Raw genomic sequence first — 22073 nt, 5'->3', positions numbered from 1 at the left:
ACAGGCCGCAACGAGGAATGCGCCAATGATTCTGATCCTGAATCCCGACACCAACACCGATTCCAGGGAGTTCCAGAGCCTGATCGGTCACCTGGAAGCGCTCAAGGGCGTCCACCACCGCGTGCACCAGGTTTTCGGCGAAGAACGGACGCTGACCGAGATCTACCTGATCGGCAACACAAGCGCGCTGTCCGAACGGGACATGGCGGAGCTGCCCTGCGTGCAGCGCGTTATCCGCGTATCGGATGCCTATCGGGTCCTGGGTCGTCATCGCGACGATGCGCGCACCAGTGGCTTCCAGTACAACGGCGTCACCTTCAGCCAGGACAGCTTTCACGTCTTCGCCGGGCTTTGCGCGGTGGACAACCCCACCAATGTCGAACGCATGTTCGCCGCGCTGCAGGCGAACGGACAGCAGTGCGCCCGCATGGGCGCCTACAAGCCGCGCACCAATCCGTATTCGTTCCAGGGGCATGGCAAGGACTGTCTGCCCTGGGTGTTCGAGCTGGCAGGCAAGTACGGCATCCGCGTGGTGGCAATGGAGATCACTCATGACCGCCACATCGAGGAAGTCGAACTGGCGCTGGCCCAGACCGGCAACCCCACCGGCGTCATGCTGCAGATCGGTACCCGCAACACGCAGAATTTCGAACTGTTGAAGCACGTGGGCCGCCAGACCCGTTTCCCGGTCCTGCTAAAGCGGGGCTTCGGCATTACCCTGGAGGAATCGCTGAACGCCGCGGAATACCTGGCCAGCGAGGGCAACAGCCATGTCGTGTTCGGCCTGCGCGGGATGAAATCCAGCTTCGGCGACCCGCATCGCAATTTCGTTGATTTCGCCCATGTGCCGACGGTCAAGCGCATGACCCGCATGCCGGTCTGCATCGATCCCTCGCATTCAGTGGGCATCCGTGCCTGTGCGCCGGACGGCATTCCGGACCTGGTGCATGCGACGGCCCAGGGCGTGGTTGCCGGCGCCAACATGGTGCTGGTGGATTTCCATCCGGAGCCGGAACGGGCGCTGGTGGATGGTGCCCAGGCGCTGACCCTGGAGGAACTTCCCTGGTTTCTGGAGGATGTGGGCCATGCCCGCGAGGCCTACGAACAGCGACGCCGCGCCGCTGAGCGCCAGCGCCTGGCCCGGGAGGCAGCGAACAGCTGATGAGTCGCGAACACTGTGACCCGCTGACGCCGGTGTTTCCGCGCAAGCCGGGGCGCGCACTGTACTGGTCCGGATTGGAAGGCAGCCTGGGTGCACTGGCGCTCTGGCAGATGGCCGATGACCCGCAATCGGGCCTGGTCCTTGCCGTGACCGCGAGTTCCCAGGACGCGCAGCGCCTGGAGACGGAACTGCGCTTCTACAGCAACGATGCCAGCGACCGGATCCTGGTGTTTCCCGACTGGGAGACGCTGCCCTACGACATTTTCTCGCCGCATCAGGACATCGTCTCGCAACGGCTGGCAACCCTGGCCCGGCTGCCCGACTGCCGCGACGGCATCCTGATCGTGCCGATCGGCACCCTGCTGCAACGTCTGGCGCCGCGCAGTTTCCTCGACGGGCACGCCCTGAACCTGGCAATCGGGGACCGGCTGGACATGGCGCAGACCCGCGGTCGTCTCGAACAGGCCGGTTACCGCTGCGTGCCGGAAGTGGGAGAACACGGCGAGTTCGCCGTTCGCGGTGCCCTGCTCGACCTGTTTCCGATGGGCAGTGAACGCCCGTATCGGCTGGACCTGTTCGATGACGAGATCGAGACGATTCGCCTGTTCGATCCCGAAACCCAGATCAGTGACGCCCGGGTCGAGCGCATATCGCTGCTGCCCGGTCGGGAGTTCCCGGTGAACGAGGAAGCCATCGCCCGCTTCCGCGGCGCCTTCCGCTCCTGCTTCGAGGGCGACCCGACGCGCAGCCTGATCTACCGCGAAGTCAGCGAAGGCACGATGCCCAGTGGCATCGAATACTACCTGCCGCTGTTCTTCGAACAGACCGCAACCCTGTTTGATTACCTGCCCGACGACATACTGATTCACCTGGATCACGGTGTCTTCGATGCCGCTGATGAGCTTTGGCACGAAATCGGCGAACGGTACGAGCAACGCCGGCACGACCAGGAACGGCCGCTGCTGCCGCCGAATCGGGTGTTCCTCGATCCCCGCGAGATCCGGGCTCGGACGACCGCCAGCCGGGCCGTGATCTGCAACACCGAATCCGCCGAGGTTCTGCAGCGCGGACCCGATCCGGACCAGGTGCGCTTTGCCAGCGAACCGCTACCCGAACTCGGCATTATCGTGCGTGACGGCGAGCAACGGCAGGCAATCGGCAACTGGGTCGCCCGGCAGGAGCGCCGGGTGCTGTTCGTCGCCGAGACCGCTGGGCACCGCGAGGCCCTGCTGGAGAGTCTGGCGCGGCAGCAGATTCGCCCGCGGGAGTTCCGTGGCTGGCAGCAGTTTCTGGAGAGTGATCAGGACATCGGCATCACCATCTCGCCGATGGAGCGTGGCGGCATCCTGCCGCAGAGCCGGTTGGCGCTGGTTACCGAAGCGGCGCTGTCGGGCAACCGGGCCCAACAGCGGCGCCGGCGCCGCCGCCAGGAACGTGATCCCGCGCTGATCATACGTGATCTCAATGACTTGCGGATTGGTGCTCCGGTCGTGCACGAAGAACACGGCGTGGGCCGCTATCACGGCCTGCAGACGCTGGATGTGGGCGAATACCCGACCGAGTTCCTGACCCTGGAATACGCCGGCGGTGACAAGTTGTACGTGCCAGTGGCCGCATTGCAGCTGATCAGCCGCTACAGCGGTGCCGACGAGGATCATGCGCCGCTGCATCGACTGGGCAGCGGCCAGTGGGAAAAGGCAAAGCGCAAGGCCGCGGAGAAGGTTCGCGACGTCGCTGCCGAATTGCTCGATCTCTACGCCCGCCGCGCCGCCCGACGCGGCACATCGATCGAATCCGGTATCGAGGAATACGCCGCCTTCGCCGCGGCCTTTCCGTTCGAGGAAACGCCGGACCAACAGGACGCAATAGATGCGGTTATCCAGGACCTGGCCTCGTCACAACCGATGGACCGGGTGGTCTGTGGCGATGTCGGCTTCGGCAAGACCGAGGTCGCCATGCGTGCCGCATTCGTTGCTGTCCAGGGCGGCTATCAGGTGGCGATCCTGGTGCCCACCACCCTGCTCGCCCAGCAGCACTACCAGAACTTCCGGGACCGCTTCGCCGACTGGCCGGTGCGCATCGGTCTGCTGTCGCGCTTTGGCGGCAGCAAGGCCAAGGCGCAGACAATCAATGATTTCCAGAGCGGCGACCTGGACATCGTCATTGGCACCCACAAGCTGCTGCAGAGCGACCTCAAGGCGAACAACCTGGGGCTGGTGATTATCGACGAGGAACACCGCTTCGGCGTGCAGCACAAGGAACGCCTGAAACAGCTGCGCGCCGAGGTCGACCTGCTGACCCTGACCGCGACGCCGATTCCGCGGACTCTGAACATGGCGCTGTCCGGCATGCGCGACCTGTCCGTGATCACCACCCCGCCGGCACGCCGGCTGGCGGTCAAGACCTTCGTCTCCGAGTGGAACGACGCGCTGATCCAGGAGGCCTGCCTGCGCGAACTCAAGCGTGGCGGCCAGGTGTATCTGCTGCACAACGACGTGAAGAGCATCGACCGCGCCGCGGAACAGTTGCAGGAGCTGGTGCCGCAGGCGCGAATCGGCGTCGCCCATGGCCAGCTGCCGGAACGGGAACTCGAACAGGTAATGCTGGACTTCTACCACCAGCGGCACAATGTACTGGTCTGCAGCACGATCATCGAGTCCGGTATCGACGTACCGACCGCGAACACCATCATCATCAATCGCGCCGACCGCTTCGGCCTGGCCCAGCTGCACCAGATGCGCGGTCGCGTCGGCCGCTCTCACCACCGGGCCTACGCCTACCTGATCGCTCCGCCACGCAAGCTCATGACCGCCGATGCGGTCAAGCGCCTCGATGCGCTGGCGGCACATGAGGACCTGGGGGTCGGGTTCACGCTGGCCAGCCACGACCTGGAAATCCGCGGTGCCGGGGAACTGCTGGGCGCCGAACAGAGTGGCCAGATCAGCGAGGTTGGCTTCACCCTTTACAACGATCTGCTGGACCGGGCGGTAAAGGACCTGAAGCAGGGACGCGAACCGGAGCTGGATAAACCGTTGCATCAGGGTACCGAGATCGAACTGCGGATACCCGCCCTGCTGCCGGAGGGCTATCTGCCGGACGTGCACACCCGGCTGGTGCTCTACAAGCGGATTGCGAACGCGGCAGACCACGAGGCGTTGAAGGACCTGCAGGTGGAGATGATCGACCGTTTCGGCCTGCTGCCGGCGGCGGCCAAGAACCTGTTCCGGGTCACCGAACTGAAGCTGGAAGCGGAACCGCTGGGGCTGAAGCGCATTGAGCTGGGCGAGAACGGCGGCCAGATCGTCTTCGGTGCCGGCACCCAGGTAGACCCCGGCGCCCTGGTCCAGTTGGTCCAGGGATCACCGGCGAGTTTCCGCCTGGAAGGCCAGGAACGGCTGAAGGTCGAACGCGAATTACCGGATGCCGACCAGCGCTTCGCCCTGGCGCGCGAACTGATCGATGCGCTTCGCCTGAAGGAAGCGGCCTAGGGAGGCGCTGGCTTATTCCCCGTCTGCGTGCGAGTAAGTCAGTGCGTCACTGAATCACAGCGACGGAATCATCTCCGCAAGTAGGCGGCGGACCTGTTCCATGCCGCCCTTCAGGACCTGTTCGATCTGGTCCATGGAGATCTCCTCGCCACCGAGGCCGGCCGCCCAGTTGGCACAGACCGCGCAAGTCGCGTAACTGATGCCCAGTTCCCGCGCCAACGCCGCTTCCGGCATGCCGGTCATCCCCACCATGTCACAGCCATCCCGGCGCAGCCGGCGTATCTCCGCCGCGGTCTCCAGCCGGGGCCCCTGGGTCGCCCCGTAGGTGCCTGCGGGCATCACGGATAGCTCCGCGCGTTCGGCACCAGCCAGCAACCGGCGGCGCAGATCCCGGTCATAGGGATGGGTGAAATCCACATGCGTGACATGGGGCAGATCATCCTCGAACAGCGTGTGTTGCCGACCCCAGGTGTAGTCGATGATCTGATCCGGAATCGCAAGCCGGCCCGGCCCCATTTCTTCGGCGATGCCGCCAACCGCGGCGACCGCGATCAGGCGGTCGACCCCCAGGTGGCGCAGTGCCCAGAGATTGGCGCGGTAGTTGACCCGATGGGGTGGGATTGTATGTCCGTAGCCATGCCGGGCCAGGAACATGACCTGCCGCCCGCACAGCTGGCCGTGGGTGATCGGGCCCGATGGCTCCCCATACGGCGTGTGCACGACCTCGCGGTGCGTAATCTCCAGATTGCGCAGACTGGTCAGTCCGGTACCACCGATAATCGCGACGCTCACGCTTGCTCCTCGTCATCCGGCGCCAGGGCGAGAATGCCCGGCAGGTTGCGCAGATAATCCCTGTAATCCATGCCGGCGCCAAACACATACCGGTCCGGCACCTCGAGGCCCACGTATTCCACGTCCAGCCCGGCAACACGGCGCTGGTGACGTTTGCGCACCAGCACCGCAGTGGCCACATCGCGGGCCCCCTGCTGCCGACAGAAGGCAATAATCCCCTTCAGGGTGTGCCCTTCGTCGAGAATGTCATCAAGGATCAGTACCGAACGATCGCGCAAACTCTCGGTGGGCCGCGCCAGCCAGTGCAGCTCTGCACCACCCCGGGTTTCACCCCGGTAACGGCTGGCGTGCAGATAATCCACGGTCAGCGGGAATTTCAGCCGGGGCAGCAGGCGACCGGACATCACCAGACCACCGATCATCACGCTCAGCACCAGTGGCATGCGGTCCCGGTAGTCGGCCGATATCGCGTCCGCCATGCGATCCAGGGCCGCATCCACGGCCGCCGGGGAATGGACTTCCTCGGCCCGCGACAGGATTGAATCGAGATGCTCGGGTGACATGTTGTTTTGCCCTGGCAGTGCGGAGTGGCTGGCATGGAACCACAAAGCCCCGCGCCAGACAAAGGCCGCGCAGGCAGCCGCGCGCGGCTGCGGAAATGCCGCTGAAATTGTTGTACCCTCTCGCGCCATGGAAAAAGACCACATGACAACCACCGATTTCCGCTCCCTGGGCCTGACACCGTCCCTGTTGGACAGCCTCGACGAGGCCGGCTACACGCACTGCACGCCAATCCAGGCCGCGACCCTGCCGCTGGCACTCAAGGGCAAGGACGTGGCCGGCCAGGCACAGACCGGCACCGGCAAGTCCGCCGCCTTCCTGCTGGCGACCATGCATCATCTGATGGAAACGCCGGTTGCCGAGGACAAGATCGGCCCCTGGGCGCTGATTCTTGCGCCGACCCGCGAGCTTGCCCTGCAGATTCACAAGGACGCCGAGTTGCTCGGCCGCTTTACCGGCATGAACCGGGTCGCGGTCTACGGTGGCACCGGTTACGAATCCCAGCGCCGCCAGATCGAGGCCGGCGTGGACATCATGATTGGAACGCCGGGACGGATCATCGATTTCTACAAGCAGGGCGTGTTCGACCTGAAGAACATCGAGGTGGTGGTGCTGGACGAGGCCGACCGGATGTTCGATCTCGGCTTCATCAATGACATCCGCTACCTGTTGCGGCGCATGCCGCCGCCGGATCAGCGCATCAACATGCTGTACTCGGCCACGCTGTCGCATCGGGTGATGGAACTGGCCTATGAGCACATGAACGAACCCGAGGTGATCCGCATCGAGGCGGAGCAGGTGACCGCTGACAAGGTCAACCAGCGGCTGTTCCACGTCGCCAAGGAAGACAAGATCCCGCTGCTGATCGGGCTGTTCAAGGCGCACGAGATGAACCGCACCATCGTGTTCGTCAACACCAAGCGCGGCGCAGACCATGTCACCGGTTATCTGCTGGGCAACGGTTTCGAGGCGGAGGTAATCTCCGGAGATATCCCGCAGACCAAGCGGGAGAAGCTGCTGCAGCGCTTCCAGAGCGGCGATCTGCCGATCCTCGTGGCCACCGATGTGGCCGCACGGGGACTGCATATCCCCGATGTCAGCCACGTGGTCAATTTCGATCTGCCGCAGGAGGCCGAGGACTACGTGCACCGCATCGGCCGCACCGCCCGCGCCGGCGCCAGCGGTGACGCTATCAGCCTGGCCTGTGACGAATATGTCTATTCACTGCCCGATATCGAAGCCTATATCGAGCAGAAGATCCCGACCGAGGTCGCCGACCCGGAGTGGATGGTCAAGCCGGAACCGCCCAAGAAAATCGCCCGCCGCAGCAACGGACCGAAAGGCCGTGGCGGGAATGGTAGCCGCAACGGCGGAAAACGTGGTGGTGGCGGTCGCCGACGTCCGGCGGCCAAGGCCGACTGAGTCGCATTGAATTACCTGGGGCACCTGTATTTCTCGGACAGCGATGGCCTGCACCGGCTCGGCAATCTGGGTGGCGACTGGATCAAGGGCCGGATCGAGGGTCTTGCGCTGCCACGTCGCATGCTCGACGGCGTGCGCCGGCATCGCTGGATCGACGCCACCACTGATCACCACCCCCTGCTCCGGGATGCCCATCGACTGTTCTCGCCGCACCGCCGACGGGCCGTTCCGATCATACTCGATGTGGTCTTCGACCATTTGCTGATCCACGACTGGAATGCCTTCGCCAGGCAACCGCTGGATGCCTTTCTGGATGGTTGCTATGCCGACCTGGAGGCAACCCGCGAATACTGGCCCGCGGCCGGTCGTGGCGTGCTGGACTCGCTGGTCAGGCGTCAGTGGCTGGAGAACTATCAAGACCCGGCAGTCGTCGCTGCCAGCCTGGAGCGCATCGGTACCCGCCTGCGTCGGGATATCGGCCTGCACGGTACGGAATCGGAAATCCGTGCCGCCCTGCCGGCGCTGCGCCCGCTACACCGCCGCGTGATGCGGGATCTCCATCAATCGCTGGCCGATGCTGCACAAGACCCCGTCGCGCCCTACACTGAGCAGCAGGATCGCTGAGCCGGCAGGAGGTGCGACCATGCACCGTGTAGGGGGCTTTCGTTTAACCGCGGTGTTGCTGCTTGCGCTGCTGCTGGCGGCCTGCGGTGAATCCGACACCTATCGCGACCTCAGCCCGGCCGAGAGCTACGAGGAATTCTTCACCCAGCTTGGCCGCGGCAACACCAACAGCGCGCTGGAAAAACTTGCCCCGGAGGGCGCGTTGGGCGATACCTTTCGCGGCGGCGCCTATTACATGATGGCGCGCAATGTCTCCGATCAGATCGAAGACCACGGCAGGCTGCGGGAAGTCCAGATCGACCGGGAAGACGCCTGGAGCGAGGAGGAGGTCATGATCGACGGCCGCCTGATCTTCGATGACGGCAAGGAAATGCCGGTGGCCATTCGTTTTACCCGCGAGAATGACCGCTGGGTGGGACAGCTCTAGGGAAACACTGATCTATTCGCACGCCTGCGCCCGAGACCTGTTTTGGTCATCTGGCAAGGCGCGGTGCCGGGTCGGTAGCCATAGAGCTACCGGGCCGGTGACGCAACGCAGCCAGGGGCCTGCCAGGACTGCCGCCTCCCGAAAATCACCGAAACTGTGCAGGAACAGGACGATGGCTTGCGGCTCATCGGCGGTCCAGCGGGACAGCGGCAGCAACAGCAGCCATGGGAACCAGGCCGGACAAGGACACGCTCACCGCCCTGCATGCGCTAGAAATTCAGGCGCAGGCCACCGACTGCGCCATACATCAGTTCCTGCGTTCCCATGTAATGCAGCGTGGCATCGGCGACTGCTTCCACCTGCTCGGTGAGCGCATAACCGAGGCCAAGACCAAAGCCGATCCGCGCCTGACTGGAGCCGCTCCCCGGATCACGATCCAGATAGCGATACACCGCGCCAAGTCGAACCCGGTGGAAGGCGTTTTCCGTCACATAGGTATTCAATGCGAGCCAGCCGCCAACGGTGGTGACATTCCGTTCCCTGCGTTCGCCACCACGGGTCCTGGTCACCGGATCAATGCTCCGCGACAACTCGAGCTCCAGGGCCAGGCTTGAGCGCGGCGAATCCACCGGCGTGTAGTTGAATTTCCGACCCAGCACCAGGCTGCCCAGCGTGCCGCTGTTCCAGCCTTCGAATGATTGCACCCCGGCACCCGCAAACACGTAGTAGCCGCGGGCACCGGCATCGGTGTCTGCACCAGTGTCGACCAACTCCGGGTCATCCTCGAATTCGTCGAGTGCCGGCAAGGTGGTCGCCAACAGCAGGCCGACACCGGCGACCAGGGCACGCATCATTGTTCTTGCCGTTCGTGTTGTTTTGCCCGATTCCATGCCCGCTCCCGTTCCTCGAAATCCACTGTGTCCAGGCGTTCGCCTCGTCCGGCCAGATGCCGTTCCATGTGTCGAAAACGTCGTTCAAATTTCCGGTTGGCCCGTCGCAGGGCCGCCTCCGGATCCAGCTCCAGGTGCCGGGCAAGATTCGCAGTCGCGAACAACAGGTCGCCGAGCTCGTCCTCCAGCCGCTCATGTCCACCGTGCTGGCGGTGTTCGGCGCGCAGCTCGTCCAGTTCCTCGGCTACCTTGTCAAACACGCCGTCGGCATCCGGCCAGTCAAACGCGACCCGGGCAGCCCGCCGGGTGAGCTTGACGGCACGCAACAGGCCGGGCATCGCCAGGCTGACGCCGGCCAGTGCCGAATCATCGTCCTGCGAGGCGCCGCTGGCGGCGCGTTCCTCTGCCTTGATGGCCTCCCAGCGCCGGGTTTGATCCTCGGCGCTCCGCACCTGCTCGTCGCCGAACACATGCGGATGCCGCCGGAGCATCTTGTCGGCGATACCCGCTGCCACCTCCGCGAAATCGAAATGACCGGCCTCTTCCGCCATGCGCGCATGAAACACCACCTGCAACAACAGGTCACCCAGCTCATCGCGCAACGCAACAAGATCATCGCGCTCTATCGCGTCGGCCACCTCGTAGGCTTCTTCCAGCGTGTATGGCGCGATGCTGCGAAACGTCTGTTGCACATCCCAGGGGCAACCAAATTGCGGATCGCGCAGCCGTCGCATGATGTGCAACAACTCACGCATCGCCAGCAGATCGTCCTGCGCCATCACATCGTCCATCGCCCAATTGCTCCCGAATCATTGCACCGCTGCCCCCGGATTGGAAACCGCAGAGGCGCTTCCCAAGGTGCAACATTTTGCCAGCGAAGCAAGTTGACAGGCCGACATGGCTTGCCTACCGTCGAGTTGCAACGTCGCGCCACCGGAACGAAGTGCTATCGGCGTGAAGCCGGCGACAATCAAGGTCAATCAGGCGGCAGACCTGAGGGAGATCCGGTATTGAGCAGACAGGCGCGAAAGCCCTTGACCGCCCGCGGTGAACGCACCCGCTGCAAGTTGCTCCATGCAGCCGAACGCGAATTCGGCGAATTCGGATTCCACAACGCATCCGTTAGCAGCATTACCCGGCGCGCCGGCGTCGCTCAGGGTACCTTCTATATCTATTACAGTTCCAAGGAAGCGATACTACGCGAGCTGGTCGACAGCATCGGGCAGAAGCTCCGGCGAACCCTGAAAGAGGCCACGGATGGTCTCGCCACCCGGATGGAAATGGAGCGCCAGGGGCTGCTGACATTCCTGGAATTCGCGATTCGCGAGAAGAACCTCTACCGCGTGGTACTTGAATCCCAGTTCATCGATGAATCGATTTATCGCGACTATTACGAACGCCTGGCCGAGGCCTACACGGCCCAATTGCAGCGCTCCCAGGAACTGGGTGAAACGCGTGCCGGTTCTGCCACGGCCCAGGCCTGGGCCCTGATGGGTATCGCCAACTTTCTGGGCCTGCGCTATTCCGTCTGGGAAGGCCGGCTGCCGCCTGCCGAGGTCGTCGATACGGTCATGGCCTTCATCGAAGGCGGCCTGACGCCCGAGGATGCCGCCGCTGCCGCGGCAAAGCGCTGTTAATCGCAATCGATCGCCAGATCCACGCTGCGAACCAGGCCAACCAGCAACTGGGCGATGAAACGATCCGCCTGATAGACGTTGTCAACGCCCTCCCGCTCCAGCGATTCCCTCGCCGCCTCGAGCTCCCGGGCCGCGAGACGCAATTGCGCCACGGCCCGGTTATGCCGGGCACGATGCAGGTCCGAATCAAGTTCCAGGGCAGTATCGAAAGCCTCAATGGCAAACTCCAGTTCGCCGCGGGCAGCCGTCAGGTTACCCAGACGAAACCAGGCCTGGGTACGGGACGGATCGCGCTCCACCACCTGCCGGTAAAGCGCCTCGGCTTCCTCCGGTTCGTCACCGTGGTAGGCATGCATGGCATGCGCTTCCAGCCGCAGAACCTGATTGTCCGGCCCGTCGCCCGCGCCGGGTAGTGCGGCGCAGCCGGCGAGACCGAACAGCAGTCCAACAAGTAACAGTGACCGCATGGAAAGCCTTACCCCCATTCAATGAGCACCAGACCGAGTCTGCGTTGGTGTGGCTCTGATGCGCTCTGTATCATAACCGGCATCAGCAAACCCCAATGCAGTTTCGGAATCCAGCACTATGCAGACAGGTCCAGCGCAAAGGCGCGCCAGCGTCGCGGTCAACGTGGGCGGCGTCATGGTTGGTGGCGAGCACCCGGTAGTCGTGCAGTCGATGACCAACACCGACACCGCCGACGAGGTCGGCACGGCAATCCAGGTTGCCGAGTTGGCGCGCGCCGGCTCCGAAATCGTTCGCATCACCGTGGATCGCGAGGACGCGGCGGCCGCGGTTCCGGGGATTCGCAAGCGGCTCGACGAGATGGGCCTGCGCGTGCCACTGGTCGGCGACTTTCACTTCAATGGCCACAAACTGCTGTCACGCTTTCCCGATTGCGCCGCGGCGCTGGACAAGTTCCGTATCAACCCGGGCAATGTTGGACGGGGTGCTCGCCGCGACGGACAGTTCGCCGAGATGATCCGGATCGCGGTCGAACACGACAAGCCCGTTCGCATCGGCGTCAACTGGGGCAGCCTGGACCAGGACCTGATGGCGCGCATGATGGACGAGAACGCCTCGCGCCAGCGGCCGCTGGACGCCCGCGATGTGATGATGGAGGCATTGATCACATCGGCACTGGACAGCGCGGTCCGGGCCGAGGAACTGGGCCTGGGCCACGACCGGATCCTGATCTCCTGCAAGATGAGCGGCGTGCAGGACCTGATCCGGATCTATCGGGACCTCGCCGCGCGCTGCGACTACCCGCTGCACCTGGGACTGACCGAGGCCGGCATGGGCTCGAAAGGCATCGTCGCCTCCTCCGCCGCCATCGGTGTGCTGCTGCAGCAGGGAATCGGCGACACTATCCGTATCAGCCTGACGCCTGAACCCGGCGCCCCCCGGACCCAGGAAGTGGTGGTCGCGCAGGAGCTGCTGCAGACCATGGGTCTACGCGCCTTCACGCCGCTGGTTGCAGCCTGCCCGGGCTGCGGCCGGACCACCAGCACGCTATTCCAGGAGCTCGCCGGCGAGATCCAGCAGTTCGTGCGCGAGCGCATGCCCAGCTGGCGGCAGTCCTATCAGGGCGTCGAGGACATGAGCCTTGCGGTGATGGGCTGCGTGGTCAATGGCCCCGGCGAAAGCAAACACGCGAACATCGGCATCAGCCTGCCCGGCACCGGCGAACGGCCGGTAGCACCGGTTTACGAGGACGGCGAGAAAACCGTGACCTTGAAGGGCGAAAACCTGGCTGCCGATTTCAAGGCCGTGATTGAACGCTATGTGGAACGGCGCTATCCGCCACTCCACGCCGGCACCGAACAGCGCCAGACGGGCGGGTGAGCCACGCCCTGGGTGCGCCGAGCGCCGGGGTCAGCAGCGTTCCGGATCCACTGTCCAGCCATGGTTGACCGGACCGGCACCCCGGCCAAGTGGCCGGGTGCTGCGAATCGCCTCGAGCAGATAGTTCCGGCCACGCTCCACGGCGGTCCTCAAGTCGTTTCCCTGGGCCAGGGCCGCGGCAATGGCCGAAGCCAGGGTGCAGCCGGAACCGTGGGTATGCCGTGTCGGCAAGCGCTGGTGCTCGAACACCTCGACCCCCTGCGCGGAAGCCAGCACGTCCTGCAAGGCGTCACCCGGCAGGTGGCCGCCCTTGAGCAATACGGCGGTACCCGCGCGTTCAGCCAGTCTCCGAGCGGCCTCGGGCATATCCGGGCCGGATTCTACCGGCCTGCCTAGCAAGGCTGCCGCCTCCGGCAGATTGGGCGTCAGCAGCGTTGCCTGCGGGATCAGATGCTGCCAGAGGGCGTCAAGTGCATCGGTATCCAGCAGCCGGGCCCCGCTCTGCGCGACCATGACCGGATCGACCACCAGGGGGCAGCGGTTTGTCCATGGCGCCAGTTCACCGGCCACTGCCTCGACCGTGACGGCATCATGCAGCATGCCGGTTTTCAGGCTGTCCGCACCGATGTCATCCAGCACCGTTCGGATCTGAAGCCGGAGGAAGTCCACCGGAACCGGATGAACCCCGTGAACACCGAGGGTATTCTGCGCGGTCAGGGCGGTGATCGCGGTGGCCGCGTAGGCGCCCATGCAGGTGATCGCCTTGGTATCCGCCTGGATTCCGGCGCCGCCACCGGAATCCGAGCCGGCGATAACCAGGACGCGTCCCGACGAAGTTCCCTGATTCATCGCAGTTTTTCCTCGAGGCTTCGTCGATCCAGCTTGCCGGCCCCGGTCAACGGCAGTTGCTGCAGGAAATGCACCCGTTTGGGCACCTTGAAGGCCGCCAGTTGCTCGCGGCAATGGCCGAGGATGGTCACTTCCGCCTCTGCCGGATCAACGCCGTCACCGATCACCACGGCCGCGATCGGCACCTCGCCCCAGCGCGAATCCGGTGCCGCGACAACCGCGGCCTGGCGCACCACTGGCAGAACCTCCATGACCTGCTCGATTTCCTCCGGCGAGACATTCTCGCCGCCACTGATGAACATGTTGTCGGCGCGACCGATGATCCGGACCAGGCCATCCGCTTCCTCGAGTGCCAGATCGCCGCTGAAGACCCAGCCATCGGCAAGCAGGGCCGCCCGGGTCCGCTCCGGATCACCCAGATAACCGGCAAAACTGTGCATGCTGCGCAGGCAAAGCACGCCCGCCTCTCCGCGCGGGACATCGCTCATCGTCTCGGGATCGACAATCCGGTAATCGCCATGCGGCATCGCCGTGCCGATGCTGTGCTGTGCATGACGCAGGTTCGTAGCGGTGGCGTCGGGCGGCGCATGAATGAAGTTGGATGGTCCTGCCTCGGTCAGGCCGTAGGCCTGGCGCACCGCGATACCGCGTTCGACGAAAGGTGCCATGACTTCCCTGGCGCAGGGCGCGCCCGCGGTGGTGATCGCTTCAAGCGTGGCCAGCGATGTGTCGGCGAACGAGGGCGCGGCGGCAATCAGGCTGAGCATGGCCTCGACGGCGCCGAAATGCCGAATACGCTGCTGGTCGACCAGATCCAGCAGGCGCTCCGGATCGAATTGCCCCATCAACACCGAGAAGCCACCACCATGCAGGATCGGTGTCAGCGAGTTCCAGCCGCCGACGTGAAACAACGGAAACGTGACCAGTTCGCGCGCGTCCATGGTGCCACCACCGGCGACAATCAGTTCCAGCGCATTCCAGATCATCTGCCGGTAGGGAACGATGCACACTTTCGGCGTTGAAGTCGTGCCACCGGTATGGATGTACAGAAACACATCGGTCATCGCCAACGGGCAATTCGCCTCGCTGCCGCGCCCGGTCTGCAGCATTTCCGCATCATAGCTCTCGCCGTGATCCACGATCTCGAGGCGGTACTCGAGCGACTCGGGCTGTTCGAGCGCCGCGGCGAGATTGTCGAAGGTGTCCTCGCTGACCAGCAGACGGGGGCGAATTCGATGCAGTAACGCATTCAGCTCGCGTGGTCGCAGCCGGTAGCTGAGTGGCGCCAGTATGATGCCGACCTTGCCGCAGGCCAGGTAGAAATCCACCGCCTCCACCCGGTTGTGCAACATCAGCGCAATGCGGTCGCCCTTGCGCAATCCCCGGACCCGGGTCAGCCAGTGAGCAAGCGCGTTGGCCCGTGCGTTCAGTTCCGCGTAGCTGAACGTGGTGCCACGCAAGTCGTCGTAGAGGGCCGCCCGGTCGGGCGCGACCCTGGCCCAGCGACCGACCCAGTTGCCGATCCAGTCCATCGGCTGTGTTTCCATGGGCTGCACGCGGGTCATTGCCTGCCCTCCTCTGCTGGCATTTGGGGATTTCCGGTGCCCGGACTGTGTCCGGCGCGACCAGCCGCCCCCTTCTTCCGTTTTGCGTTTATTGTGCGGCAAGCAGGCGGCTTGTCATACTCGCCGGCTGGAGCGACACGTTTCGACTACGGGGATCCAAGCACGTGGAATTGATCGACATCGGCGTCAATCTCGGAAACCGGGCCTTTGCGGACGACCTGGAAACCGTTCTCGAACGCGCCGCGGCGGCCAGCGTCCTGGCAATGGTCGCAACCGGAACCACGGTCAAAGAGTCGCGCAAGGCCGCCGAAATCGCGGCGCGTTTCCCGCGTCAGGTCGTCAGTACCGCCGGCGTCCATCCGCACCACGCGGATTCGCTGACCACCGAGGGACTGCAGGAGTTGCGGCAACTGGCGGCCCTGCCGGAAGTCGTCGCCATCGGAGAAACCGGGCTCGACTTCAATCGGGATTTCTCACCGCGCCCTGACCAGGAGAAGGCCTTCGCCGCACAACTGGAACTGGCCGTTGAGCTCGAAATGCCGGTATTCATCCACCAACGGGATGCGCATGCCCGGCTGTTGCCGATCCTGCGGGAGTACCGCGATGACCTGGTGGACGCCGTGGTCCACTGCTTCACCGACACCCGCGAGGCCCTGCACGATTATCTGGATCTGGACCTCTACATCGGCGTCACCGGATGGATCTGCGATGAACGCCGCGGCGAGACGCTTCGCGGCATTGTCCGGGACATTCCGGCCAACCGCCTGCTGATCGAGAGCGACGCGCCCTATCTGTTGCCGCGCACCCTGAAGCCGAAGCCGAAAAACGGGCGCAATGAACCCGCCTATCTCGGCTACGTGCTGGAGGGCGTCGCCGAACACCGTGGCGAGGACCTGGAACAGCTTGGGGCCACGACCTCGGCCAACGCACGTCGCTTTTTCCGCCTTGGGCGCGGCCTGCGGATCAGTGACAAGGAGGGAGTCGACCTTGGGCCGGAGCTTCGTAGCCAGTAGCGCTGTTCGGCGGCAGCCAGCCTCGTTAGCCGTCGCTAACGCACCGGCGGCACAACGCCGCAAGGACTGAACCCGGCCGGGGGTCCTGGGCGGGCGCGCAAATAAATCAACGTTTCCTCAAAGCTGGAGCGCAGCAGCGGCATCCTCGAGCACGCCAAGGCCTGCCCCCCGGCGGTGGGCATTTTCGCTGATGTGGCGCCTGAACCGGCGAGCACCCGGCACGCCCTGGAACAGGCCCAGCACGTGCCGGCTCATGGCGCTCAGTGCCGTGCCGTCCCGCAACTCGGCATCGACGAACTCCAGGTAGGCCTGATAGACGGTCATCCGATCCGGCGCCGACTCGAGGTCGCCGAACAGCCGTCGATCCGCCTCGGCCAGGATCCATGGCGTGTGATAGGCGGCCCGGCCAAGCATCACGCCATCGACGTAACGCAGGTGTTCCTCCGCCTCGTCAATCGAGGCGATCCCCCCATTGATCACGATCTCGAGCTCCGGCAGCTCCTGCTTCAACCGGTAGACACTGTCATAGCACAACGGCGGCACATCCCGGTTCTGCTTCGGACTCAGCCCCTGAAGCCAGGCCTTGCGCGCATGAACGATGAAATGCCGGCAACCGCTCTCCGCCACCCGATCGACGAAGTTGCGCAGGTCCGCATAATCGTCCATGTCGTCAATGCCGATCCGGGTTTTCACGGTAACCGGTAGATCCACGGCACTGCGCATGGCACGAACCATCAGCGCGACCCGTTCCGGTTCTGCCATCAGGCAGGCACCGAAGCGACCCGATTTCACCCGGTCGCTGGGACAGCCGATGTTCAGGTTCACTTCATCGTAGCCGTAGCGCTGCGCCCAGCGGGCACACGCGGCAAGTTCGTCCCCGGCGTTGCCGCCAAACTGCACGGCCAGTGGATGCTCGGCCTGATGAAACGGCAGGAACTGGGCATGCTTGCCATGCGCAATCGCCGCCGCCGGCACCATCTCGGTATACAGCAGGCAGTGCCGCGAAATGAGCCGCAACAGGTAGCGCGCGAAGCGATCGGTGCACTCCATCATCGGGGCAACACTCAGACGATGGGCGGGAAACGGCTGCATATCCGGACTCGACGCTCGCACAACGGGAGCCGAAGTGTAAGGAATCAACGGCCGGTGCGCACCCGCCAGCCAACAGGGAAATGCCGATTTATTGCCGCCGCTCATCCATCCGCACAGGCTGGCACCAAGTGGCATGGGACTCGCTGCAGGTCTGACACGTCCGGGACAACGCCACCGCACGGCTTGGCACCGAGTGCCGCGGGAGGAGAAGGTTGGCTCCGGACCTGTTGGACCGAAGGTACGTCAGTCCGGAGGCAAGCTTGTCCTTCCACGGCATGGGGACTGGTTTCGGGTACGGTCCGATACCGTCGAAAACAATTACAGGTGAACCCGCGACGCCTTGAGGGAGTCGCAGTTTCAGTAGCTGACCTTTGACCCGCCGCAAGGAGGAGCACCATGCAGACGATCACCCGATTGGCCGCCGTGGCCGCGCTCGCGATGCCGCTTGGTCTGATGGCTGAAACACCGAACGTCGAGCCCGGTGAATGGGAATTCACCACGACCATCAACATGGAAGGTGGTCAGGCGATGCCGGAACAGAGCCATACCGATCGCGAATGCCTGACCGAGTCGGATATCGAGTCCGTCGAGGACACGCTGCTCAGCAGTGTTGGCGAATGCCAGGTCATGAGCACCGACATCACCAGCGAGGGCATGGATTTTCAGATGACCTGCGACCTGGAAGGTCAGGTCGCTGAAGTCGGTGGCGAATACACCTTTGACGGCGACAGTATGACCGGCAAGATGCGGCTGGACATGATGGCGCCGGCTGCAGCCGAAGTTCAGCCGGGGGAAGATCCGAACGGGGGCATGCAGATCTTCACCGACATCTCCGGGGAGCGAATCGGCGACTGCTGATACCAGCGCTGGAACCTCACATGAAGAACCGGACCGGCCTACGCGGCCGGTCCATTTCTGGCAAAATCTCCAAATCGGTGGTAAAAGGCTGACAGGACGAATAATTCGTCCTTGCCATGGTTTCGGGGGTCATGCGCCAGAACGACTTTCAACTGGTACTTTTCGGCACTGAACACTGCCACCTCTGCGAGCAGGCACAGGACGTACTTGCCGGATGCGGGCTGGCCGATGACTACAGCCTGATTGATATCAGCACTGACGATCGACTGATGGAACTGTACGGTCTCCGGATTCCAGTGCTGGCCGCCGATGCAAGGGAGCTCGACTGGCCTTTCGACCATCACGCCGTCCAGGATTTCCTGGCCTCCGCCGGAGAACAATACTGATGTGGTCTCAACCGATTGCCCTGCGACTGGTCCTTCTGTTCATCCTCCTTCTGATCCCTGTGCTGTCCGTGTCCGCCACCGAACGCTGGGTGCTGGTGGACACCGCCAAGAAAACGGTGGCCGTCTATGACGGCGAAAACACAGTACGTACATTCGAAGGCGCGGCGATCGGGCGTGGCGGAACATCGACCGTGCGCAGCCGCGGCGACAACACCACGCCATTGGGAGAGTTCCGAATTCACTGGATTAACGAGGAGAGCCAGTTCCACATTTTCCTGGGACTCGATTTTCCGGATTTCGAACACACCAGAAAGGCCTATGCCAACGGTAAACTCGGAATCGACCAGTTCCTGCAGGTCACCGATTCGCTCCGCTCCAACCGCGTCCCGCCCCAGACAACGGATCTCGGCGGCCATATCGGGATTCACGGGGTCGGTAAAGCGGATGCGGACGTACACGCCGTGTCGGACTGGACCAGAGGCTGTGTGGCCCTCACGGATTCCCAGATCGAGGATCTGCTTGAGATGGTCGAAATTGGGACCCGGGTCGTTGTTCAATAGGCCGGAATGTCGCTTTTTGGTAACAGGTTCCCGGTCATCCCGTTGAATCTTTGCTTTATTTTCGATAAATGAACGGAACACCTTTGCAAGGTGCGTTATTGGTCCTAGAATGATTTCGAGTTGCTGGTCATGGGGGACTGGCACGACAACAACGTTGATACGCAAGGAGACAGTGAAATGACCGATAGCTTGAGCAAGCTGCTGAAGGTTTCCGCTCTGGGCGCCGCCCTCGCCTTTGTCGTGGGTTGCGCAACCACCGCTGATGACGAGCTGACGCTGGAAGACGTGAACGCCAAGGCTGATGAAGCCCTTTCCACTGCCAACCAGGCTCGTACCGATGCGGCCGAGGCAAATCGCACTGCCACCTCCGCGCAGAATCGTGCCAACCGGAACAGCGAGCGGATCGACGAACTGAACCAGAAGATCGACCGGATGTTCGAAGAATCCATGATGAAGTAAGACGCTTCATCGGGAATGCAAAAAGCCCCGCCTGGTGCGGGGCTTTTTTTTGGGTTCATCGCAGATCAGCGTGAAAGCTGAGCCAAGGGGGCGGTGGCTCAGTGGGCTAAATTCGGTTGGGCACCACTCCGACCGATGACCACCACAAAGGACTACCGCCGTGACGGAGGCTAATCCTCTGGGGCTGTTCTGGGAAGGTTCTGAACGAGCACAGCATCAGCTCCTTGACGAGCAGACACTGCGGATTCGTCTCCGTCCGATGGCGGATCATCCACCCATCTGCGGCCATGCGGCCAAGCCACATTCCTCGTCCGCGATGTCGCCATCCGCCGGGGTCGCGAACGCGATCTGTTGTCGTACGGGGTTTACCTTGAGGCGCCGGTCCACCGTGTCCGGTGCCCGCGCTCTGGGCCGCGCCGGGCGCGCATTGCCTGGCTGACCGGCCGCCGTGCCCCACGCAGGCGATGGTCGACTGGGGTGAAGCCCTGGTGCGACTGAAGCCGGTGCGTCATGTGGCCGAGCCGTTGGGCCTGCACTGGCACACGGTCCAAGCACGCGCGCCGAGTCATCAAGCGCAGTCGCTGGCTGCTCCTGCGCAACCGCGACAACCTCACCGGCGAGCAAGCCCCAAAGACTCGACGAGTTGCTCGCCGCGAATGCTCCGCTGATAACCATCGATGTGCTGAAAACCCAACTCAAGGAGCCCTGGTACCCACCGTCCGAGGAGGAAGCCAAACGCCGTTGGGGCAGCTGGTACCAACTCGCCATGTGCAGCGGCTTGCTACCGGTCATGCGTTTCGCCAAGCGCCTGCGACCCTACCTCCGGGGTAACGTCGCCAGCGCCCGCTATCGCCTCAGCACCTGCGTCCTCGAGGGTATGAACAACCGGATCAAGGTCATCAGGCGCATGACTTACTGCTACCGAGATGCCGACTACTTCTTCCTCAAGATCAAGGCCGCCTTTCCCTGTAAAGCGCGGTGAACCTTTTTTCCGGAAAAACTGATCAGTCTGTCGTGAGGACGCGAACAAATCAACGCCCGTTTTTGGATCCATTTTAAAGTGTCTGAATCTCTTTTTGTTTCGTTCTCGTTTCTCATTTCGCGAAAATGACACACACTGGCGCAGAACTGATTCATCTTGAATCGTTTCTGCATTCTCCTCTCGGCAAAAAATGGAGTAGTCACCCGTCCGCGTCACAGCCTGACTGGGCTTGTGCATTTTTCCTTGCCCATTGGCACGGAACTTGACTCAAGGAGAAGAAACACAGAGTCACGCCACCAGATAAGGAGTATTTGAGATGCGTAACAATGTCCTGGATTCGCGACACCGTGCGCTTGGTTCGGATCTCGGCGGCGGATCCTATAACGATATGGCCGTGCCCTGGTCCTACGCCAGCGATCCATTCGACGAGGTGGCGGCCACCCGCACCCGCGCCGGCCTGTTTGATCTGTCGGCGGTACTCACCGCGCGGGTGGGTGGGCCGGAGGCCGCTGTGGTGGTTGATCATCTGCTCAGCTGCGATTGTCAGGCACTTGCTGTGGGTTCCGCTCGGGTTGCCAGCGAACTCAATGACGCGGGGCATATCGTCGACGACGTCATCGTGTTGCGTGCCGCGGATGACGTCTTCCTGCTTTGCCATGGCGGAGGCGCAACCCCCGATAACCTGCGTGCGAGCGCGGAGGGACGCGATGCTAATGTCCGTTGGGAGGACGACCTCAATATTCTCGCTGTTCAGGGACCCCGAGCCGCCGCGGTGCTCCAACCGCACTGCGCGCAGGATCTTTTCAAGCTGAGCTGGTTCGAGCATGTCGAGACGACGCTGTTCGGCTGCCAGGTACGAGTCCTTTGCGGCGGTTTCACCGGAGAGCATGGCATTGAGATCTACTGCCGTGCCGACGACGCGGGCAAATTGTGGGATGCAGTCGTCGATGCTGGCAGGGACCACGGTCTGATGCCTGGTTCCTGGACGGCGCTCAACACCATGCGAACCGAGGCAGGACTGCTGTTCTACCCGCTGGATATGCCCGAGGGAGACGTCACACCCTGGGAAGTAGGTCTGGGGTGGACCATCGCAACCGAGGGTGATTATCGAGGCCGTGCGGCGGTTCTGGCCGCCAGGGGCAAGGAACGGTTTCGCCTGGGCGGCATCTGGGTGCGCCATGAGGTGGCGGTGGAGGCCGGTGCGACCATCCTGGTGGGCGATCAGGACGCAGGTTTGGTCACAAGCCCCATCTACAGTCGGTTCCTCATGCAGTCGGTCGCTCTTGCCCATCTCAAGCCTGCAGCCCAGGCGCTCGGCACGACGATTCAGGTAAAAAACCCGGATGGTACCGTTTATGACGGAAACGTCGTCCGTTGCCCGTTTTACGATCCTATGCGACTTCGAATTACCAAGAAATAGCGACTGTTTTCCTGTAATCAGGGCCCACCATAAACGACGAT

The 22073-nt window shown here is 63.3% G+C and carries 21 protein-coding genes and 1 pseudogene; 14 read left to right on the top strand and 8 right to left on the bottom strand.

Annotation, left to right across the window (positions count from 1 at the left end; all coding sequences use genetic code 11):
* The first annotated feature begins 25 nt into the window (after positions 1 to 25).
* Together M0534_RS08935 and mfd are read left to right on the top strand one after the other, a co-directional pair.
* On the top strand, positions 26 to 1162 hold the full coding sequence (locus M0534_RS08935) for a 3-deoxy-7-phosphoheptulonate synthase (RefSeq protein ID WP_248568082.1): 1137 nt from the start codon (positions 26 to 28) through the stop codon (positions 1160 to 1162).
* Positions 1162 to 4650 (top strand): transcription-repair coupling factor, encoded by a 3489-nt coding sequence (mfd, locus tag M0534_RS08930; RefSeq protein ID WP_248568081.1) that lies wholly within the window; start codon positions 1162 to 1164, stop codon positions 4648 to 4650. The genes M0534_RS08935 and mfd overlap by 1 nt, the downstream gene beginning before the upstream one ends.
* Positions 4651 to 4704: 54 nt before the next feature.
* Here the strand turns inward: mfd and M0534_RS08925 are convergent, their stop codons facing one another.
* Positions 4705 to 5442 carry an S-methyl-5'-thioinosine phosphorylase gene (locus tag M0534_RS08925; protein ID WP_248568080.1) on the bottom strand — a complete coding sequence of 246 codons (738 nt, stop codon included), beginning with the start codon at positions 5440 to 5442 and terminating at the stop codon, positions 4705 to 4707.
* A complete protein-coding gene (locus M0534_RS08920) occupies positions 5439 to 6005 on the bottom strand; it encodes a hypoxanthine-guanine phosphoribosyltransferase (RefSeq protein ID WP_248568079.1) in 567 nt (188 codons plus the stop codon). Before M0534_RS08920 ends, M0534_RS08925 begins: the two co-directional genes overlap by 4 nt.
* 127 nt (positions 6006 to 6132) lie before the next feature.
* On the opposite strand from M0534_RS08920, the gene M0534_RS08915 reads away from it, so the two are divergent.
* The 3 genes from M0534_RS08915 to M0534_RS08905 are packed head-to-tail and all read left to right on the top strand — an operon-like array spanning position 6133 to position 8476.
* On the top strand, positions 6133 to 7425 hold the full coding sequence (locus tag M0534_RS08915; protein WP_248568078.1) for a DEAD/DEAH box helicase: 1293 nt from the start codon (positions 6133 to 6135) through the stop codon (positions 7423 to 7425).
* A gap of 6 nt (positions 7426 to 7431) precedes the next feature.
* A complete protein-coding gene (locus tag M0534_RS08910) occupies positions 7432 to 8049 on the top strand; it encodes an acyl carrier protein phosphodiesterase (RefSeq protein ID WP_248568077.1) in 618 nt (205 codons plus the stop codon).
* Between the two features lie 19 nt (positions 8050 to 8068).
* Positions 8069 to 8476 (top strand): hypothetical protein, encoded by a 408-nt coding sequence (locus M0534_RS08905; RefSeq protein WP_248568076.1) that lies wholly within the window; start codon positions 8069 to 8071, stop codon positions 8474 to 8476.
* A gap of 269 nt (positions 8477 to 8745) precedes the next feature.
* On the opposite strand, the gene M0534_RS08900 is transcribed toward M0534_RS08905, so the two are convergent.
* Together M0534_RS08900 and mazG are read right to left on the bottom strand one after the other, a co-directional pair.
* On the bottom strand, positions 8746 to 9330 hold the full coding sequence (locus tag M0534_RS08900) for a hypothetical protein (RefSeq protein WP_248568075.1): 585 nt from the start codon (positions 9328 to 9330) through the stop codon (positions 8746 to 8748).
* Positions 9327 to 10157 carry a nucleoside triphosphate pyrophosphohydrolase gene (mazG, locus tag M0534_RS08895; protein WP_248568074.1) on the bottom strand — a complete coding sequence of 277 codons (831 nt, stop codon included), beginning with the start codon at positions 10155 to 10157 and terminating at the stop codon, positions 9327 to 9329. Before mazG ends, M0534_RS08900 begins: the two co-directional genes overlap by 4 nt.
* A gap of 219 nt (positions 10158 to 10376) precedes the next feature.
* Here mazG and M0534_RS08890 point away from each other — a divergent pair, with 219 nt between their 5' ends.
* A complete protein-coding gene (locus M0534_RS08890) occupies positions 10377 to 11003 on the top strand; it encodes a TetR/AcrR family transcriptional regulator (RefSeq protein WP_248568073.1) in 627 nt (208 codons plus the stop codon).
* On the opposite strand, the gene M0534_RS08885 is transcribed toward M0534_RS08890, so the two are convergent.
* The gene (locus M0534_RS08885; RefSeq protein ID WP_248568072.1) at positions 11000 to 11470 is read right to left on the bottom strand and encodes a tetratricopeptide repeat protein; all 471 of its coding nucleotides are present in this window, start codon (positions 11468 to 11470) and stop codon (positions 11000 to 11002) included. The genes M0534_RS08890 and M0534_RS08885 overlap by 4 nt on opposite strands.
* Before the next feature lie 118 nt (positions 11471 to 11588).
* Here M0534_RS08885 and ispG point away from each other — a divergent pair, with 118 nt between their 5' ends.
* Positions 11589 to 12848, top strand: a complete 1260-nt coding sequence (gene ispG / locus M0534_RS08880) for a flavodoxin-dependent (E)-4-hydroxy-3-methylbut-2-enyl-diphosphate synthase (RefSeq protein WP_248568071.1) — start codon at positions 11589 to 11591, stop codon at positions 12846 to 12848.
* A 30-nt stretch (positions 12849 to 12878) separates the two neighbouring features.
* On the opposite strand, the gene thiD is transcribed toward ispG, so the two are convergent.
* Together thiD and M0534_RS08870 are read right to left on the bottom strand one after the other, a co-directional pair.
* Entirely contained in the window at positions 12879 to 13697 is an 819-nt protein-coding gene (gene thiD, locus M0534_RS08875; protein WP_248568070.1) for a bifunctional hydroxymethylpyrimidine kinase/phosphomethylpyrimidine kinase, read from the bottom strand.
* On the bottom strand, positions 13694 to 15262 hold the full coding sequence (locus M0534_RS08870; RefSeq protein WP_248568069.1) for a class I adenylate-forming enzyme family protein: 1569 nt from the start codon (positions 15260 to 15262) through the stop codon (positions 13694 to 13696). Before M0534_RS08870 ends, thiD begins: the two co-directional genes overlap by 4 nt.
* 164 nt (positions 15263 to 15426) lie before the next feature.
* Here M0534_RS08870 and M0534_RS08865 point away from each other — a divergent pair, with 164 nt between their 5' ends.
* A complete protein-coding gene (locus tag M0534_RS08865; protein ID WP_248568068.1) occupies positions 15427 to 16275 on the top strand; it encodes a TatD family hydrolase in 849 nt (282 codons plus the stop codon).
* A gap of 117 nt (positions 16276 to 16392) precedes the next feature.
* Here M0534_RS08865 and dusA read toward each other — a convergent pair whose 3' ends face one another.
* Positions 16393 to 17367 (bottom strand): tRNA dihydrouridine(20/20a) synthase DusA, encoded by a 975-nt coding sequence (gene dusA, locus M0534_RS08860; protein WP_248568067.1) that lies wholly within the window; start codon positions 17365 to 17367, stop codon positions 16393 to 16395.
* A 396-nt stretch (positions 17368 to 17763) separates the two neighbouring features.
* Between dusA and M0534_RS08855 the strand changes: the two genes are divergently transcribed.
* The 6 genes and pseudogenes from M0534_RS08855 (at position 17764) to M0534_RS08830 (ending at position 22032) form a co-directional block, all read left to right on the top strand.
* On the top strand, positions 17764 to 18225 hold the full coding sequence (locus M0534_RS08855; RefSeq protein ID WP_248568066.1) for a DUF3617 domain-containing protein: 462 nt from the start codon (positions 17764 to 17766) through the stop codon (positions 18223 to 18225).
* Positions 18226 to 18356: 131 nt separating this feature from the next.
* Positions 18357 to 18611 (top strand): glutaredoxin family protein, encoded by a 255-nt coding sequence (locus M0534_RS08850; RefSeq protein WP_248568065.1) that lies wholly within the window; start codon positions 18357 to 18359, stop codon positions 18609 to 18611.
* Positions 18611 to 19171: a L,D-transpeptidase gene (locus M0534_RS08845; RefSeq protein WP_248568064.1), complete on the top strand. Its 561-nt coding sequence runs from the start codon at positions 18611 to 18613 to the stop codon at positions 19169 to 19171. Before M0534_RS08850 ends, M0534_RS08845 begins: the two co-directional genes overlap by 1 nt.
* A gap of 177 nt (positions 19172 to 19348) precedes the next feature.
* A complete protein-coding gene (locus M0534_RS08840; protein WP_248568063.1) occupies positions 19349 to 19630 on the top strand; it encodes an Lpp/OprI family alanine-zipper lipoprotein in 282 nt (93 codons plus the stop codon).
* Positions 19631 to 19790: 160 nt separating this feature from the next.
* Positions 19791 to 20612 (top strand): annotated as a pseudogene (locus M0534_RS13800) (ISL3 family transposase).
* Between the two features lie 316 nt (positions 20613 to 20928).
* Positions 20929 to 22032, top strand: coding sequence for an aminomethyl transferase family protein (locus M0534_RS08830; protein ID WP_248568061.1), 1104 nt, complete (start codon positions 20929 to 20931; stop codon positions 22030 to 22032).
* Positions 22033 to 22073: the final 41 nt, after the last annotated feature.

It is taken from the genome of Methylonatrum kenyense, assembly GCF_023195885.1.
In the GTDB taxonomy this organism is placed as follows: domain Bacteria; phylum Pseudomonadota; class Gammaproteobacteria; order Nitrococcales; family Aquisalimonadaceae; genus Methylonatrum; species Methylonatrum kenyense.
The sequence above is the reverse complement of the archived record's forward strand: the minus strand, read 5'-3'. Positions and strand labels throughout refer to the sequence as shown.

What these genes read in the sequence shown, in the direction of transcription:
- M0534_RS08885 (WP_248568072.1), bottom strand. Translation starts at nt 11,470, where the DNA reads ATGCGGTCACTGTTACTTGTTGGACTGCTGTTCGGTCTCGCCGGCTGC.
- M0534_RS08870 (WP_248568069.1), bottom strand. Translation starts at nt 15,262, where the DNA reads ATGACCCGCGTGCAGCCCATGGAAACACAGCCGATGGACTGGATCGGC.
- M0534_RS08900 (WP_248568075.1), bottom strand. Translation starts at nt 9,330, where the DNA reads ATGATGCGTGCCCTGGTCGCCGGTGTCGGCCTGCTGTTGGCGACCACC.
- M0534_RS08845 (WP_248568064.1), top strand. Translation starts at nt 18,611, where the DNA reads ATGTGGTCTCAACCGATTGCCCTGCGACTGGTCCTTCTGTTCATCCTC.
- M0534_RS08840 (WP_248568063.1), top strand. Translation starts at nt 19,349, where the DNA reads ATGACCGATAGCTTGAGCAAGCTGCTGAAGGTTTCCGCTCTGGGCGCC.
- thiD (WP_248568070.1), bottom strand. Translation starts at nt 13,697, where the DNA reads ATGAATCAGGGAACTTCGTCGGGACGCGTCCTGGTTATCGCCGGCTCG.
- M0534_RS08855 (WP_248568066.1), top strand. Translation starts at nt 17,764, where the DNA reads ATGCAGACGATCACCCGATTGGCCGCCGTGGCCGCGCTCGCGATGCCG.
- dusA (WP_248568067.1), bottom strand. Translation starts at nt 17,367, where the DNA reads ATGCAGCCGTTTCCCGCCCATCGTCTGAGTGTTGCCCCGATGATGGAG.
- M0534_RS08935 (WP_248568082.1), top strand. Translation starts at nt 26, where the DNA reads ATGATTCTGATCCTGAATCCCGACACCAACACCGATTCCAGGGAGTTC.
- M0534_RS08915 (WP_248568078.1), top strand. Translation starts at nt 6,133, where the DNA reads ATGGAAAAAGACCACATGACAACCACCGATTTCCGCTCCCTGGGCCTG.
- ispG (WP_248568071.1), top strand. Translation starts at nt 11,589, where the DNA reads ATGCAGACAGGTCCAGCGCAAAGGCGCGCCAGCGTCGCGGTCAACGTG.
- M0534_RS08830 (WP_248568061.1), top strand. Translation starts at nt 20,929, where the DNA reads ATGCGTAACAATGTCCTGGATTCGCGACACCGTGCGCTTGGTTCGGAT.
- M0534_RS08850 (WP_248568065.1), top strand. Translation starts at nt 18,357, where the DNA reads ATGCGCCAGAACGACTTTCAACTGGTACTTTTCGGCACTGAACACTGC.
- mfd (WP_248568081.1), top strand. Translation starts at nt 1,162, where the DNA reads ATGAGTCGCGAACACTGTGACCCGCTGACGCCGGTGTTTCCGCGCAAG.
- mazG (WP_248568074.1), bottom strand. Translation starts at nt 10,157, where the DNA reads ATGGACGATGTGATGGCGCAGGACGATCTGCTGGCGATGCGTGAGTTG.
- M0534_RS08905 (WP_248568076.1), top strand. Translation starts at nt 8,069, where the DNA reads ATGCACCGTGTAGGGGGCTTTCGTTTAACCGCGGTGTTGCTGCTTGCG.
- M0534_RS08920 (WP_248568079.1), bottom strand. Translation starts at nt 6,005, where the DNA reads ATGTCACCCGAGCATCTCGATTCAATCCTGTCGCGGGCCGAGGAAGTC.